The organism is Rhizobium sp. RCC_161_2, assembly GCF_041355235.1.
Lineage (GTDB): Bacteria > Pseudomonadota > Alphaproteobacteria > Rhizobiales > Rhizobiaceae > Rhizobium.
In genome coordinates this window covers 159,357-175,463 of record NZ_JBFUPL010000007.1, presented here as the reverse complement: position 1 = coordinate 175,463, position 16,107 = coordinate 159,357, and the positions used below count along the sequence as shown (strand labels likewise).

Here is a 16,107-nt window from a genome sequence, read left to right as displayed (position 1 = left end):
GCACGGCAAAGATTTGCGCTGACACGCGGCTCGGATATGCGCTAATTCAGGTCGATTGTTCGAGGTAGAGTGTGTTGAGCGAAAAAATTGCCGTGATCGGCCTGGGTTATGTCGGACTGCCCGTCGCGATTGCCCTGGCCGGGAAATTTCCCGATGTCGTTGGTTTCGATATCAAGGCGTCCCGCGTCGCGGCCCTAAAAGCGGGAGAAGACGATACGCGCGAGATCTCGGCGGCACGCATGAAGGAAAGCGGGCTGCGTATCAGCAGCGACATCGAGGACCTGCGCGACCGCGACATCTTCATCGTCGCCGTTCCGACACCGATTGACCGCAACCGCCAGCCGGATCTGCGCCCGATGATTTCCGCCTCTCGCACCGTCGGCAAGGCCCTGAAGAAAGGCGGCATCGTCGTCTACGAATCGACCGTCTATCCCGGCGTCACCGAGGACGTCTGCGGCCCTGTGCTCGCGGAAGTCTCCGGCCTGCGCCAGGGCGAGGATTTCCACCTCGGCTATTCGCCGGAGCGGATCAACCCCGGCGACAAGGAGCACACCTTCGAACGCATCGTGAAGGTTGTCGCCGGCGACAGCGAGGAGACGCTGGAGAGGATCGCCGCCGTCTATGGCGCGGTGGTCGAGGCCGGCATCCACAAGGCGCCCAGCATCAAGGTGGCGGAAGCCGCTAAAGTCATCGAAAATACCCAGCGCGACCTCAACATCGCCCTGATGAACGAGCTCGCGATCATCTTCGAAAAGATGGATATCCGCACTGCCGACGTCTTGAAGGCGGCCCGGACGAAATGGAATTTCCTGCCGTTTACGCCCGGCCTCGTCGGCGGCCATTGCATCGGCGTCGACCCCTATTATCTCACCGCCAAGGCCGAGGAACTCGGCTACCACCCCGAAGTCATCCTCTCCGGCCGCCGCATCAATGACGGCATGGGCGCCTTCATCGCCCAGAAGCTGATCAAGATGCTGGTTTCGGCACAAAAGCCGATCAACGGCGCCCGGATCGGCATTTTCGGCCTGACCTTCAAGGAAAATGTGCCGGATCTGCGCAACAGCCGCGTCCCCGACATCATCCGCGAACTGCACCATTTCGGCATCAAGCCGCTGGTGCACGACCCCATGGCCAGCCATGACGAGGCGGAAGAGGAATATGGCGTGCGGCTGGCGGCGCTCGAGGATTTCGGCGAACTCGACGCGATCGTGCTCGCCGTGCCGCACAAATCCTACCTGGCCGATGGTGCGGCGGAGATTCTCAGCCTTCTGGGCGACAACAGCGTGGTGGTCGACGTGAAAGCGGCGCTGGAGCGCGACAACCCGCGGCTTGAGGGACACGCCGTCTGGAGCCTGTAAACGTCGCTCAGCCAGCCCTGGAGGAGGCAGCGACCGTCAGCCGCAACCCCTCATCGACCGAATAGGGCGGCGACCAGCCGGTGATCGCCACCGTCTCGCCGATATCGACCTGCAGCGAACCGAGAAGGCGCTGTGCTGCCGCACGACGTCCGAGCACCGCCGCCAGCCCTTCCAGCAGACGCGGGGGGATCGGCAGCAGCAGGGCTTTCCGCCCCATTGCCGCAGAAAGTTTGCCGATCAATTCGCCGATGGAAAGATCGGCACCGTCGCTGATCAGGAACACCCGATTTCCGACAGCGGAATGATGCGCCGAAAGCAGGATGAAATCGACGAGATTGCCGACAAAGACCAGCGATCTGCGGTTGATGACGAGCCCGAAAGGCCAGGGAAACGGCCGCCCGGCCCATTTCATCAGGCTCGCAAAATTCGCCTTCACGCCCAGCCCATAGACCAGCGGCGGGCGGATGACGACGATCTCCATGCCTGTCTCAACACTTATGGCAAGGAGCGCCTCCTCCGCCTCCCGCTTCGACTGGCCGTAGGGATCCTCCGGATGCGGCCTATCGGACGCCCTGAACGGACGACCTGGCACCGTCGCCTCGCCATTGACCTTGATCGAGCTCAGGAAGATGAAGCGCTTGATGCCGGCCCCTGCGGCCTGACGGGCCAGATTGACCGTGGCATCGACATTGGCAGCGCGAAAGGCGGCGAGCGGATCTGACGAAGTATCGTTCATCACGTGAACGCGCGCCGCCAGATGCACGACGGTTTCGACGCCCGCAAGCACTCTTGCCCAATCGGTCGCGCCATCGAACGTACCCATAGCTACGAAACCCGGCTTTGGTGCACGGCTGATCGGACGATAATCCATCTGCCGTCGGGAAAGCTCGGCGCAAAGCGCCTGCCCGACAAAACCCGTTGCACCCGTGACCAGGATCATGCGCCCATCGCCTCTCAGTGACGCCCATGCGTCCGCTCAGGCCATGCTTCGCACATTATCTTCCTGAGAAACAAGGCGCCCTTGCGGGACAAGCCCAGCAAAATTCGTGCTCCGAACGATTGTGCAGAAATGCCTGATATGACATGGACAGCGCAGAAACCATGACCGACACTGCGTAAGCAGAGCCGGTAAAACCATCAGAGACGATGCCCTATACGATCGCCAAGCGCCTTTTCGACTTCCTCGCCGCCTTTGCGGCTGTCGTCGTCTTTTCCATCCCGATCCTGATCGTCGCGGTCGCCGTGCGGCTGACCTCCCCCGGCCCCATCCTCTACTGGTCGGATCGGGTCGGCCGTCGAAATCAGATTTTCCGCATGCCGAAATTTCGCAGCATGCGGACCGACACGCCTGCGGTCGCCACGCATCTCCTGAAGGATGCCGGCGCCTATCTAACACCGATCGGCTCCTTCCTGCGCAAATCCAGCCTGGACGAGCTGCCGCAGCTCTGGTGCATCCTGAAGGGCGAGATGAGCGTTGTCGGCCCTCGCCCGGCGCTCTTCAACCAGCATGACCTGATCGCGCTGCGCACCGAACGCGGCGTCGACATCCTGCTGCCGGGTCTGACCGGCTGGGCGCAAGTCAACGGCCGCGACGAGCTGCCGATCCCGCAGAAGGTGGCGCTGGACGAGGACTATCTGCGCCGGCGCTCGTTTTTCTTCGATCTCAAGATCATCGTCCTGACGGCACTGAAGGTCGTCCGCAGCGATGGTGTGGCCCATTAACAAGACTCAGGCAGAAAAAGGCATGGCAGGTGCAAGACCGCCGAAATGCCGTATTGCTGCCCCTTTACAGCCCTACTGGCCATCGTGAATGCTCCGGCATGCCAGACAAATCGACTATGGACGAAGGCGGAGACACCATTGGACGACCTGCGCGCGAAGAAACCGCATGCTGATCCCGCAGCCGGGGCTATTACCGGCAGGATGACCACGGGCATCATGGCGCAACCCGTGGCGATCTTCGGAAGCCTGCTCTGGATTCTCGTTGCATCCGCTACCCTGGTGGAAAGCGACGCCTACCGCTATGCGGTCGCCCTGCTCTCGCTGATCGCGCTCTATTACTATCTGAAAGCGCCGGTGCGGCCCCGCACCGATTGGATCGGCTGGCTTTGCATGGGCTGGGGTGCCTATGTCATGACCCGTTTCGCCATCACCTATTGGCTGACGCCAGAACACGACATCGGCGCTTCCGACTGGCTTTATGCCTTCCCGTTCTTCTTCCCGATCCTCGGCGTCGCGGTCCTGCTCTACGAACCGCTGTTCGAAAAGATCATCGCCGCCTATTTCGCTGCGGTCCTGATCATGCTGATCGCCACGCAGCATTTCCGCGAGGTTTTCGCCGGCGAGACCGTCCGCCCGCTGATCATGAACAACCAGATCCACGGCGCCGTCGCCTGCGGCATGATCGTGATCTTCACGCTGTTCTGGCTGCTGCATTATCTGACGGACAAGTCGAGCGACCGCGGGATCGCGCGCTTTGCCTATATCGTCTCACCCTTCATCGTCGGGCTCTGTTTCATCGCGATCTATGGCGCCAAGTCGAAAGGCGTCTGGCTGGCGCTCAGCATCACCCTGCCACTGTTGGCACTGGTGGCGCTCACCTATCTGCGCCTGAAGCTCGGCGCCATCGTCATCGCCGTCGCCGCCGTCCTGCTTGTCGGCGGCGTCTACACCGTGCGCCATAATCTCGACAAGACGGCCGGCCCGACCGTGTCAGCGACCATCGCCATGCTGGAAAGCGTCACCGGCGGCCATGACCTGGGTGGCGCGGTGACAAACACCATCGGCTCCACCACCACGCCGGTGTCGATGGACGAGCGGCTGCAGCTCTGGTCGAACAGCTGGGAAGTCTTCTCCTCCGCACCGGTCTTCGGCTGGGGCAACCGCTGGCTGGAGCGCTGGTATCAGACGCGCTATTCGCATATCCAATACACGCTGCTGCACAACGGCTATCTGGAAATCCTGGTGCGCTACGGCCTGTTCGGCGCCGCCATCATGGCCTTCATGCTCGCCACCTTCATCCGAGCGGTATGGCGCGCCTACAAGGCCGCCATCATTCCCCGCGCCGCCTGGCACGCCTATGCCGTCTGCCTGTTCTTCTTCGCGCTGACGCTACTCAGCAACTCCAACAACCGCCTAGCCATCGGCGAAAGCCTGGCCTTCGCCAGCTCCGCCTTTGCCTGCTGGTGTCATATGCGGCTGAAGGGGGAATATCTGGCGGCGGCGAAGGTGGAAGCGAGTACGGTGGAGGATTGATTATGACTGCTAGGCGGCGGCGTTAGGAGCAAAACAGAGAACGCTGGTCTTGATTATGAGCAAGCCCGCCCTTCCAAAGACATCAGGTATGATACCGTTGTTTCGAAGTTAAGGTGCGATTTTACCTTGAGTAAATTGAACTGCTTTCCTCCAGCATTTCCTGGAGACGGCGCTCAAAACAGAGGTTGCGTGTTCGGAACGCACGGCTCGGCTTTGGCCTTCAGCGGGCCGATTACCATCATGGCAATCGAAGCTTTTGTGCCAGCCATGACCGCTTTGCAAGAAGGGCGGGATTTACTTCCTGGCTTGGGCTGGTTCCCAACAGTATTCGAATGGCGGAAAGCAGGCGCTTGGCCGAATGTCGAAAATGGGACGGCGCGACATCCAACGATTTTTGATGGTGGGCGCGATATCTTGTCATGGTTCTCTTTTCGAAAACCCGACAGTTCTGGTCAATTCCCTAGATGGCCGTTGATCGGCCCGTCGAAGACACAAGGCGCTGTCAGCCGGTCGTCCCTCAATGCACCGAGGAATGTCAGCGTGCGCCAGTGGCCATGTGGCACAAACACCCGCAGACGCCTGCCTTTTGGTCCCCAGCCCCTGATGGGCGTCATGTTGGTCTTGATCCTGTTCGGCGGGCAATCGATTCACTGGATCGATTGCTTATCCGCCTCACCATCAATGAAGACCAGCTGTTCAGGTTCGAGATGATGTTGCAAAGTCTTCCACCGCTCTCGTCTGCGGGCGACATCGGCACGAGCTTGTTCAAGGGCGAACAGCGTTTTTTGAAGCGCAGCTCCTGGCTGCGGATGAACTCCCAAATCGTATTATGGGAGACGGAAATGCCCCGCGATGCCAGTTCGCCCTTCAAACCATGCAGCGTCAGATGTGGGTTCTGCTCCAGCCACTCGACAATGAAGCTACGGTGTGGTTCCAGAATGCGTTTGCGATGGCCGCCCATCTTGCCCGGATGAACCGATCCGGTCGCGCGATAGCGCTGAGACCACTTCACCACCGAAGAGACAGCGCCCCGAAACGCGCCGCCACTGCGCGACTACTTTCACCATTCAAAACGGCTGCTACAACACGTTCACGAAGATCATTCGATAAAGGTGCGGTCATGGGATGCTGGCCTCCATCCACCACATCAGTTCAGGTGCGCTCTTAACTTAAATCATAAACGGTATAAAGTGGGCCAGTTGTTGATGAGACGACCACGCTCAGATAAGCGGTTCGTTTTGGGACTTTAGCCAGACCAGACTCATGCCCGTCGGGTTTCCAAAGAGAGTTGCATTGCGAAAACTCATTATCCAAATACCCTGTTTGAATGAAGAAGAGACTTTGCCGTTAACACTCGCGGATTTACCGCGTCAGGTCGACGGTTTCGACATAGTCGAATGGCTCATCATTGATGATGGCTCGACTGACGGAACGGTCCGGGTTGCAGCCGAAAACGGCGCCGATCACATTGTCTCGCTGTCGCACAATCAAGGTCTAGCCAAAGCCTTTATGACCGGTATCGAAACGGCGCTGAAACTCGGGGCCGACGTTATCATCAACACCGATGCAGACAATCAGTACGATGCGTCCTGTATTCCTGATCTTGTTCGACCAATATTGGAGAAGCGTGCACAGATCGTTGTAGGCGCCAGACCGATCAGCGAAATAGAGCACTTCTCGCCCGTCAAGAAGATGCTCCAGAGATTTGGTAGCTGGACCGTGAAGCTGGCAAGCGATACGACGGTCACCGATGCTCCCAGCGGCTTTCGCGCCATCCATCGCGACGCGGCAGTACAATTGAACGTCTTCAACCGGTATACTTACACGCTGGAAACGATCATCCAGGCGGGACGGAAGAATATTCCAATCACGTCGGTGCCGATCCGGGTAAATGGCGATTTGCGGCCGTCAAGGCTCGTCAAGAGCGTGGCAAGCTATGTCCGTCGCTCGCTAGTCACGATTGTCAGAATATTTATCGTCTATAGCCCGTTGCGTTTCTTCACGGCCTGCGCAGCGATTGTCGCAATACCGGGTGCGGTGATGGTTGCACGCTTCCTGTATAAATACATGACCGGCCATGGTAGCGGCAATATCCAGTCGCTCGTCCTCTCAAGTGCGCTCCTTGCGCTAGCGGGTATTCTTGCAATGGGTGGAATTCTCGCCGAACTCATCGCCGTCAATCGGCAATTGCTCGAGGAAATCAGGATCCGGCAGTTCCGGCAAGAACTGCGCGGCCTCCCTCAGGTTGGTATCGATGATCAGCCAGTTGAGACGTCCGGCGAAGCGAAAAAGAAAGCGACGGCACCTGGTTGATCAAATATACGGATTGACGCCGGCCCATGACACATTCCACAAAGGGCACGAGGCCGGGCTTCCGGCTCAAACCAATAAAATATAAGTGATTTCTCCCTAGAGCAATTCAGTTCTTTGTGGTTGAAATCGATGATTGATAGGGCCTCGGGCCTCTCACCACTTCGTGAGCAGGAAGAGATAAAATGACGGAAACGCCGCCAATATATGACAATGTCCCTGGCAATTATTATGATAAGTACAATACGCGGAATCCTATCGCCCGCTATTTGATGAATGGCTTTCTGGGCAGCTTCGATGAGCTTACGGAGAAGACTGACGCTCGCAAAGTATACGAGGTCGGATGTGGCGAAGGCAATCTATCGATGCGCCTTCACGACCGTGGTTGGGATGTTCGCGGAAGCGATCTCGAGGCGACGAGTGTCGCAGAATCCAACCAGCAGTGCGCAACACGCGGCATCGCTCCCAGATTTAAAGCCCGATCACTTTTCGATCTGACACCGGAGGAAGCATCTGCCGAACTAGTAATCTGTTGTGAAGTGTTGGAGCATGTTCCTCAAACCGAGCGCGCGCTGGCTATTTTGAAATCGCTGGCAAATCCATATCTCCTCCTCAGCGTACCGCGGGAACCTATCTGGCGTATACTCAATCTGGCGCGGGGTAAATACATCACAGATCTGGGCAATACGCCCGGTCATATCCAGCATTGGTCCTCCGCCAATTTCGTGGAGATGCTTCGAAAAACGATGAAAGTCGTTGAAGTTCGGACACCCCTTCCCTGGACGATGGTTCTTTGCCGCTGTGATTGAGACGAGGCCGGAAAGCCCGACGGCGCAGGCAAACCGAATGAAGCCAATCGTCCGCATCGTCGGTATCATTGTTAGCCTAGCGGCATTTGCCTTCGTCGGTCGGGCGATCTACCGTTCGTTCGACGGCCTACAACAGCAGCTTGCTTCTCCGTCATTTCTGATTGCTGTTGCTGGCTCCGTTGTCGCCTATGCAACGATCCTCCAGCTTTGTGGATTGGCATGGCACCGGCTGCTGGCAGCTATCGATCATCCCTCGCTCGGAATCGGACATGCGCTTGCCATTTATGGAAGAACGCAAATCTACAAGTATCTGCCGAGCAACGTACTTCACATGGTCGGGCGCTATCGTCTCGCCAAAAGTGCTGGGGCTTCGAACAAAGCGCTCGCTTTTGCCCAAATAGGGGAGTTGCTCACCATCGTCCTGGCAGCAGCGGGCATCTCGGTATTGTTGGCAAGAGCGGTTTTAGTCCATGCGCTTGAAGAACATAGCGTCGATGATCCAACCTTGGTCAACGTACTGGTTGTAGGCGGCATTGCCATCTTGGCTGTTGGCGTGACTGCGATTGTTCGCCAGAGGATGGCGGGAGCCGGGCAAAAGGCATTTGTTGCAGTTGCCGTGGCCTTCGTCTTTTACGCACTGTTTTTCATTGGAAGCGGATTGCTGCTAGCCGGGCTCTGCAAAAGCCTTTCCTCCGCTAGCGAGGTGCCCGAACTGATCGGCATCGGAGCTGCAGCATGGCTCGTCGGCTTCCTCGTTCCGGGTGCGCCTGGAGGGCTCGGCGTCCGTGAGACTATCCTCATTGCCGGCCTCTCCACAGCAGGCTTGCCTGCTGTGGAGGCGACTGCGGTCGCGCTTGGATATCGTTTCGTGACGACCGTTGGAGACGCTTTGCTTGCCATAGTGGTCATGCTTTGCGCGTTCAAAAAGTGAACCAACGCATGCATTGGAATTGTTGGAGCAAACATGCCAGAAATCGGTAACTGGACCGCCCAGGAAAGAACCCTCGCCGTTTTGGCAGCCGGCCTGGTGTTGCTGTTCCACGGAGCAGTCCCGTTCTTGATGACACCGACGTTGGGGCAAGCAGTCTGGGCAACTGGCTTTGCACAATCATTCACCAACGGCCCTTTGTATAGCGTATACGCACACGACTTTGGGCTTCCTATTCCGGCTGCAATGGCATTTGGCCTCGCCGGGGCTCTGCCTGCAAGCTGGCTGATCCGACTGGGGCTGCATCCTTCCGATGCTTATGCCGGAATGGTTGCCCTCTGGTTACTGCTGGCATTTTATTCTGCTTACCTCATTTCCCGTTCATTTGGAGCGATCCGTTCGATTTCCATCCTTAGCGCCGTAATGTGGATGAGCATGCCGACCATCTGGGCGCATGCCGACTATTCCATGCTTTCGCTGGGGATCGCCTTACTGCCCTTTTACCTACTGGCAGCGTTAAATTTGCTTCAGCGCCTGCCAGTGTCCAGCCCGATATCTGGGGCTTTGCTTCACTTGGTGGCGACTTTTATATCCGTATTCCTGGATGGCTATACTTTTGTCATGTTTGCAACAGGATCAAGTATTCTACTATGCTACTGCTTGCTGACGGATATTGCAAAGCGCCATCGCCTGCTGACCGTAGCACTTCCCGTCCACATTGCTAGCTTTTTGCTGGCGTACATAGCGTATATAACCTACGTTGGTAAGAATAGTTTCGAAGAAATTCCGTTAGATTTTTTTCGCGGGTGGGGTTTAGATTTATCATTTGTCGTTATTCCAACAAAAGGTTTGTTTTGGATCCTGGATGCTCTTGGTATTGTTGTCCGCCGTACAGATGAGCTGTATTTTGGCGATGCCTCTGTTTGGAAAACAACATTTTCACTGCCCATAATTATAGCTGGTCTAATAGCCTGGTGGCGGATTAGACGGCAGCGCACCTTGGCAACCGGTTTTTTGATTGTCGCCGTGATCGGTTTCGTTATGGCGCTTGGGCCGACCCTGAAGATTGATTCAACCAAGCCTGAGGATATGCAGGTAATTCATCCTCGGCAGCAGAGCGCTATGATGCCTGCTGAATATGGTTTTGGTCCAACGGGCACTGGATGGATCTCTGAAACCTTACCCGGCTTTAAATCGATGCGGGCATCTTACCGCTGGTCTGCGCTTGGGGTTTTTGCGCTATGGGCGACGGTTGTTATCTGGTCGGGATCATTTAGAAAAAGCTACATAGCCCCGCTTGCTACGCTTCTGCTGGTAACCTTCTTTAACATTCCGAATGTTCCTCAAAGATTTCGCTCACTCTTAGATAACAGAGCACAATTCCTTCAAATAGATAATGATCTAGTGAAGAGCCTTCGCGAGCGCATTATGCGGAAGGAAATAGTTGCTTTCGCGCCATCGGGTAATGACTTCGTCGCTAATTACCTGGCTCCGGCTGCGGGTTTCCGTACCTTCAACATAGGCGGTGACAAAAACCTCGCTGACGCACAAGCGCACTGGCCCCCGGCCATGCTGGCTCTGGGGGGAGATCTCGATACAAGCAAGATTTCGCCTATTGTTCAGATGCTCTGGGACAGGAATGCCGACGTAGTGGTGATACCCTATTTTCACATGCTTTGGTCCCCTCACCTCTGGCCCTGCGTCGATCAGACAAGCGCCAAACTGACAGCAATTTCCAAAGAGGATTGGAACGCCATCCCTGGATTTTACTGTCCAGATCAACGGAAAATTGCACTTCGGCCGTTTATTCAAGAGATAGAACAATTGTCTTATCTTGAAGTGGCAGACGGCGATCTATTTGCAACGGTCAGGCTGCGGCGGCAATTCGCGGCGGATGCGGGCCGACAGGTCCTATTGAATACAATATTTGAACATGTCCGCTTCCCGATCGAGTTTGGCTCGGCGCTACAGGAAAGTTCTTTTATCCTCGAGGATGGATGGTATGCTCCAGAAGAGCGCCACGTTTGGTCACAGTCCGCTTCCAAGCTAGCCCTCCCAGTTCCAAGCGACTGCAAAATTGGACAATGCTTTGCCGTCCTCCATTTCAATGTCTTTGGCGCCAGCGAGCGACGTCCGGTAGCGATCGAGTTCGAAAGCCAAGCTCAGGGCGGTAGCTGGAATGAAAGAATTACCTCAACAAGCCAGGATAACAATAAAATATCAGTGCCCTTGGACGGTGTGAAACCCTATCAAGAGATAAAGATCAAAATTCCTGACGCAACGTCCCCACAAGCACTGACAGGTTCACCCGACGAACGCACATTGGGTGTTGCAGTTCTCCGCGCCGATCTAGAGCGCACCCATTGAATTTGTAACCTTGCGACCCGCAAACTGTAACTGGACTGAAACTCGATCCCTGAACCGTGCCATGTCGACTTGGCAATAAGGAAGATCTCAGTGGCCGGTCAAACCCGCTCTACAATCCACTTATAGAATGCTTAGCCCCACTTGGAAGTGGTACTCGGTGGGTCCGAGCGCATGTAGAAATAGCTTAGCTAAACGCCATAGCGGCGCTTGGCTATCGCCTTCTCAAAAATACGCTCCAACTGAAGCGCGCTTTCCGTCCAATCGAACCGTGCAGAATTTAGCCTTGTATGTTCAACAAGACGCGCATGAAGAGCGTTATCGGTAGCAAGGCTTTCCAAACCATCGCGAATGGATTGCACATCGTTGGGATCGACAAGAATACCAGCTTTACCGGCAACCTCTGGCATGGAGGACGTATTTGACGTCAGCACCGGGATCCCCATCGCATTCGCTTCGATGATGGGAAATCCGAAGCCTTCATAGAGGGATGGCATCGCCAGACATCGTGCCTGGCTGTATAGCAGTGCCAGATCATTATCGGACACATAGCCGGTCAGCCGAACAGATGATTCGATCCGCAACTCCGCGACATGCTGTTTCAGATCGCCCAACCTCCAGCCTTGACCGCCGGCGAGCACGAGCAAAAATTGCTTTCGCGTGGATTCAGGCAAAGACGCATAGGCTTGCATCAGCCTGAGTAGATTTTTGCGGGGCTCAAGCGTTCCGACGAAGAGAATGTAGGGGCGATCGATCCCAAACTGTGACAGATCCCTGGAGGTCACAGCTCCACCAATGATCGTTAACCCGGGATAGATAACGTTAAGCTTCTCACCGCATCCCGGAAACTGTGCCTTTAGCGCATTGGCTGTTGCGGCGGAATCCGCAACAATCTCGTCGGCAATGGCGACCCCGGGCTTCATCAACCAGCGATCGGCCATCCACGTCTGCCATCGCATGGTTGCAGCCATGTCATGCCAGACGAGATCATGAATCGTGACAATACGTGCAATGTGACGGTCGAGAAAAAACGGCAGGCGGTGGGCTGGGCCCCAGAACACATCGACTTTATCTCTTTTTGCCCATAAAGGCAGAACTGTCTGTGCCCAGATATTTCGCATGACCGCGTCGTTGGCTCTGCCGACGCGGAATTCAATATCCTCCAAATCTGGGAGAGCATTGGCAGGCGGGGAGGGTAGATAAATGATAATCTGATGCCCCGCTTTCGCCAGCGCGCGGCACATTTCGATCACATAACGACCCAAGCCGGTAATGTTGGAGACAAGCGTGCGGCCGTTGACACCAATTCTCATTGGTTGTCCACGACACCACGCGCAAGATTTGACTTGGAGGCCAGGTCAAAAATACGAGAGAGTAATTCTTGGCAACTTTCCTTCCAAGTCAATCGCTTCATACCGTCCAGCCGCGGCATGGTATTTCCTTCTTTGAGTATCAACCATTCTTCGATCGCGCCGCTTAGGTCCTTGCTCTCCAGCCCAGAGAAGTAATGGGCACTTTCACCTGCCACCTCGCGAAATACCGGGATATCTCTAGCGATCACCGGAAGGTTGTGAGCTGAAGCCTCAATGAGTGGCAGGCCAAACCCTTCGCCTTGAGACGCAGCTATTAGGCAATCGGAAGAGGCATAAATTATTTCCAAGTATTCATCGCTTATGTTTTGAAGCCAGAAAAGACGTCGATTGAGTTCCTGATGTCCATTAATCGCGTCGATCAACCTCTCGACCATCCACCCCTGCTTACCAATAATAACGAGGTTGGCATCGACACCGCTTGCCCACAACCCCTCGAATGCTGACAAGATTTGCGAATACGATTTTCGTGGCTCTATTGTGCCGACAGTCAGGAAAGTAGGGCGCTCCTTGAGCATCGCGACTACTTCACGCGCACTACTCGGGACGCCTTGCGATGGCTTGCTATTCGCAATATCGGCTCCCAGGTGGAACGATTCCACAGCAGGTCGATTCTCGCCATCGCCAGTATTCTCTTGCAACCATTCACGAACTTCATCGGCAACGGCATTCGAGATACACACCAATCCATCTGCTGACCGTGAAACACTTTTTAGCCAGTTAGAATGAAGAGAGAAGCCAACTTCGGGGAAAGCTTCGGGGAGCCTGATTGGGAGTAGATCGTAAACCACAAATGCGACAAAAACACCAAACCTTCTCATCTTCGCGATGTAATCTGCCTGCTCCGCAGGAGACTGGTGGTGAAGGTCAAGCCCTAGAAAGATATCTCCGCTTCTAAAATCAATCTTTCGATCTTCGAGAACATTGGTTGGATGCCCCCAAAATTTCATTGTAAATCGCCGAGCAAAATAGTAACCGTTTCGATTTTTTATAGAATAAACTGGCTCGATACGATATCCATTTGGCGGGGAATCAAATAGTTCTTTCAATATGCTTCGAACTACACGTTGAATGCCTGTGCGATTATCTATCTGTATCAACTCGGAAATGTCGACAAATAGCCGCTTGTGAGAGATTGCCACTTTGCTATTTCCAGCGACGGCGTCCGCGATTTCAAAAAGCCCATTCGATGTATCGTCGCGCGGTATATCGAGGCCGCCGAGTTTCTCAATGGCGTAGTTTGTGTATGCGTTCGGACTTTCCATGTAGAAGCGCTCAATCTGCTCGCTATAGGATTTAGCAATAGCCTTAGGCGATAGCGTATTTTCCACGTAGGATCGTCCGGCAGCTCCGATGCCCTGTCGCAATACAGGATCATTATAGAGGCTTTCCAATGCTGATGTCAGATCCGCGTCAGAGAATTCGTCATCGATCATGGTGACGCAATTGACAGGTAATTCTGCCATTGCGCCGTGCGCGTTCACGACAGCGACAAGCTCGTTTGCCATGCAATCGATAGATGTTCCTGATGTTTCGCCGCGCGACAATGAGCGAAGCTGCACAGCAATATCGGCTATCGCAAGATATTTGCGATAAGAATCGGGGGGCGCAAATCCTGTGATCTTAATTTGAGATGTGGACCCATGACCACTGGTCAACTTTTTTAGCTGAATTGCGTATTCACCCTCCGGCTCTGTGCCAACAAAGATCAGATAGCTATTTTTATTTTGGGAAAGCTCTGAATTTAACCAAGCCGATATAAGCCTATGATTGAGCTTTAGCTGCCCCATCGCGCCAAACGAGCAGACAATGAAGTCGTCCTCGTGATAACCCAATTCTTTGCGAATTTCGCTCTTGTCGGGTCTAGTCGGAAGCTGGCGCAGATGAGGCACCATGCCCCAATCCTGAGCGAAGTTGTTTCCATAAAACTTTGCCGCCAGATCTTTGGAATGTTGGCTATGTACTATGACGCCTAGGGCATCCCTTATTGCAGGCATATTTGCCGGGTATCTATATACGATAGATGCAGAATTTGCAGTATTGTATCGATCAACAACCGCTGGGTATCCATGAGAATCGTAGAGCGCCCGCTCCCAAAAGCCAGTAAGATGATCATGAATCGTCATGTGGGCTATAATGCCACTCAAGTAGAAATCATGAAGTACCACAACGCCCGGAAATAGCCGAGCTAGCTCAAACATATGGCGATGGAATACTGAATTTCCAAAATGATAGAGGATTCTATCATATTGCCACGCGTTTTCCTTGAACCACTCTATACTTCTGACCTGACAATTTTTATTGACCCAAACATCATCTACCGAATCCTGGTTGACGACGACATCAATGTCATAGAATTCACCTAAGGCTGGGAGAAGCTCTACGCTGTAGTCTGCTATTCCGCTGCGCTCGGGCGGCAAAGGAGAAATATAGGCGAGTCGCGGACGCTTCATTGCCGATACTGCCACAGAGCTCCTTCGCGCTTCCTGTTGTGCCGAATAAAGCGCTTCGAATCCCGCCCATGCACGTTTTGCGCTAGCATCCCAACTGAATTTTGACGACTGTGACAGACCGTGCTCCGACAACGTTTTTCGAAAGCCAGCATCCGTCAGAACGTGATTCAGTTTGCCAGTGAAATCATCACTGTTTCTTGGGTCGAACAATGCATCTTTCAATCCAATGACTTCAGGTATGCTGGAAAGATTAGAGCCTATGGTTGGTGCACCGCACTGCATCGCTTCCAAAGCAGGCAAGCCGAAACCTTCATGTATTGAAGGAAAGCAGAATGCCTTGCAATTATTGTACAACGCTACGAGATCAGCCTCGGGCACGTAACCAGTCATAACAAGATCATCACTGCGGAGGCCTTGTTTTTTTGCGTGATGTTTTAGAAGCGCGACATCTTCATCTCTTGCTGAGCAAACGATCGCCAGTTGATGTTGTTGTCGGACACTTTCAGGCAGCTGGGAAAAAGCAGTGATAAGTCCATCTATATTTTTTCTATGATCGATGCCGCCTGTGTACATCAAAAATGGTCTGCGTAACCCGTAACGATTCTTCAGTTCCGAGGTCTGCATTTCCGTTAACGAGGTCGGCCGAAAAATTGGCTCAGCGGCGGTTGAAATCGTCACCACCTGCTCGTCGCGTATGCCGAGAAGATCAATGGCTTCCCGCCGGGACGATTCGGAAATAGCGAGTAAGACGCCAGCTTTGCTCAGCTCATTGATCTTATAGTCATACCAAGTTTCGTAGCGCTTATTGGAGAGATACATCTCCCGATGGATGTATGGAATAAGATCGTAGAGAGTAATCCCGGTGGTATTGCTGGGTACGAATTTTCCGATCGAAACAGTTGCGTCATCCCAAAAGCCTTCGAAAAAGCTGCCAACATGTAGTAAATCAGGCTTTAAACTTGCGAGCCAAGCTTCCCGCACAATTTCGCTCGACCTAGCACGCCATTCGTTTGCCGTATCGACGTACGCGCTTGATGTTATTGAATTCCAACAGGTTAAATTTTCACGCGGGAGGAGTGTCCGGAACTCGGAGAAGATTGGCTCGATGGTATCTGGGAAAGCGTCACTGACAGAAACATGAACTTCATGTGACCCGACCAGCTTGATCATAGCTTTGGCCAGTGAGGTCGTATATCTTCCGATGCCACGATTTCTACTATTTCGACTTTGTGCGCCTATCAAATCAATCACAAGTCTCAT

At 54.3% G+C, this 16,107-nt stretch carries 10 protein-coding genes and 1 pseudogene; 7 read left to right on the top strand and 4 right to left on the bottom strand.

Annotated features, from left to right (window positions below; all coding sequences use genetic code 11):
* Positions 1–71: 71 nt before the first annotated feature.
* Positions 72–1,358 carry a nucleotide sugar dehydrogenase gene (locus AB6803_RS19245; protein ID WP_371110388.1) on the top strand — a complete coding sequence of 429 codons (1,287 nt, stop codon included), beginning with the start codon at positions 72–74 and terminating at the stop codon, positions 1,356–1,358.
* A gap of 7 nt (positions 1,359–1,365) precedes the next feature.
* On the opposite strand, the gene AB6803_RS19240 is transcribed toward AB6803_RS19245, so the two are convergent.
* Positions 1,366–2,298: an NAD-dependent epimerase/dehydratase family protein gene (locus tag AB6803_RS19240; protein WP_371110387.1), complete on the bottom strand. Its 933-nt coding sequence runs from the start codon at positions 2,296–2,298 to the stop codon at positions 1,366–1,368.
* 206 nt (positions 2,299–2,504) lie between these two features.
* Here AB6803_RS19240 and AB6803_RS19235 point away from each other — a divergent pair, with 206 nt between their 5' ends.
* Together AB6803_RS19235 and AB6803_RS19230 are read left to right on the top strand one after the other, a co-directional pair.
* Positions 2,505–3,080: a sugar transferase gene (locus AB6803_RS19235; protein WP_371110386.1), complete on the top strand. Its 576-nt coding sequence runs from the start codon at positions 2,505–2,507 to the stop codon at positions 3,078–3,080.
* 138 nt (positions 3,081–3,218) lie between these two features.
* Positions 3,219–4,613, top strand: coding sequence for an O-antigen ligase family protein (locus tag AB6803_RS19230; protein WP_371110385.1), 1,395 nt, complete (start codon positions 3,219–3,221; stop codon positions 4,611–4,613).
* A gap of 467 nt (positions 4,614–5,080) precedes the next feature.
* Here the strand turns inward: AB6803_RS19230 and AB6803_RS19225 are convergent.
* Positions 5,081–5,735 (bottom strand): annotated as a pseudogene (locus AB6803_RS19225) (IS630 family transposase); the annotation flags it as partial.
* Between the two features lie 171 nt (positions 5,736–5,906).
* Here AB6803_RS19225 and AB6803_RS19220 point away from each other — a divergent pair.
* From AB6803_RS19220 to AB6803_RS19205, 4 genes are all read left to right on the top strand, one after another.
* Positions 5,907–6,926: a glycosyltransferase family 2 protein gene (locus AB6803_RS19220; RefSeq protein ID WP_371110384.1), complete on the top strand. Its 1,020-nt coding sequence runs from the start codon at positions 5,907–5,909 to the stop codon at positions 6,924–6,926.
* A 182-nt stretch (positions 6,927–7,108) separates the two neighbouring features.
* On the top strand, positions 7,109–7,732 hold the full coding sequence (locus tag AB6803_RS19215) for a class I SAM-dependent methyltransferase (RefSeq protein ID WP_371110383.1): 624 nt from the start codon (positions 7,109–7,111) through the stop codon (positions 7,730–7,732).
* 37 nt (positions 7,733–7,769) lie between these two features.
* Complete coding sequence (locus AB6803_RS19210) at positions 7,770–8,663, top strand: hypothetical protein (protein WP_371110382.1); 894 nt, start codon at positions 7,770–7,772, stop codon at positions 8,661–8,663.
* A gap of 33 nt (positions 8,664–8,696) precedes the next feature.
* On the top strand, positions 8,697–11,027 hold the full coding sequence (locus tag AB6803_RS19205) for a hypothetical protein (protein WP_371110381.1): 2,331 nt from the start codon (positions 8,697–8,699) through the stop codon (positions 11,025–11,027).
* 188 nt (positions 11,028–11,215) lie between these two features.
* Here the strand turns inward: AB6803_RS19205 and AB6803_RS19200 are convergent, their stop codons facing one another.
* A complete protein-coding gene (locus AB6803_RS19200) occupies positions 11,216–12,337 on the bottom strand; it encodes a glycosyltransferase family 4 protein (protein WP_371110380.1) in 1,122 nt (373 codons plus the stop codon).
* Entirely contained in the window at positions 12,334–16,107 is a 3,774-nt protein-coding gene (locus AB6803_RS19195) for a glycosyltransferase (protein WP_371110379.1), read from the bottom strand. Before AB6803_RS19195 ends, AB6803_RS19200 begins: the two co-directional genes overlap by 4 nt.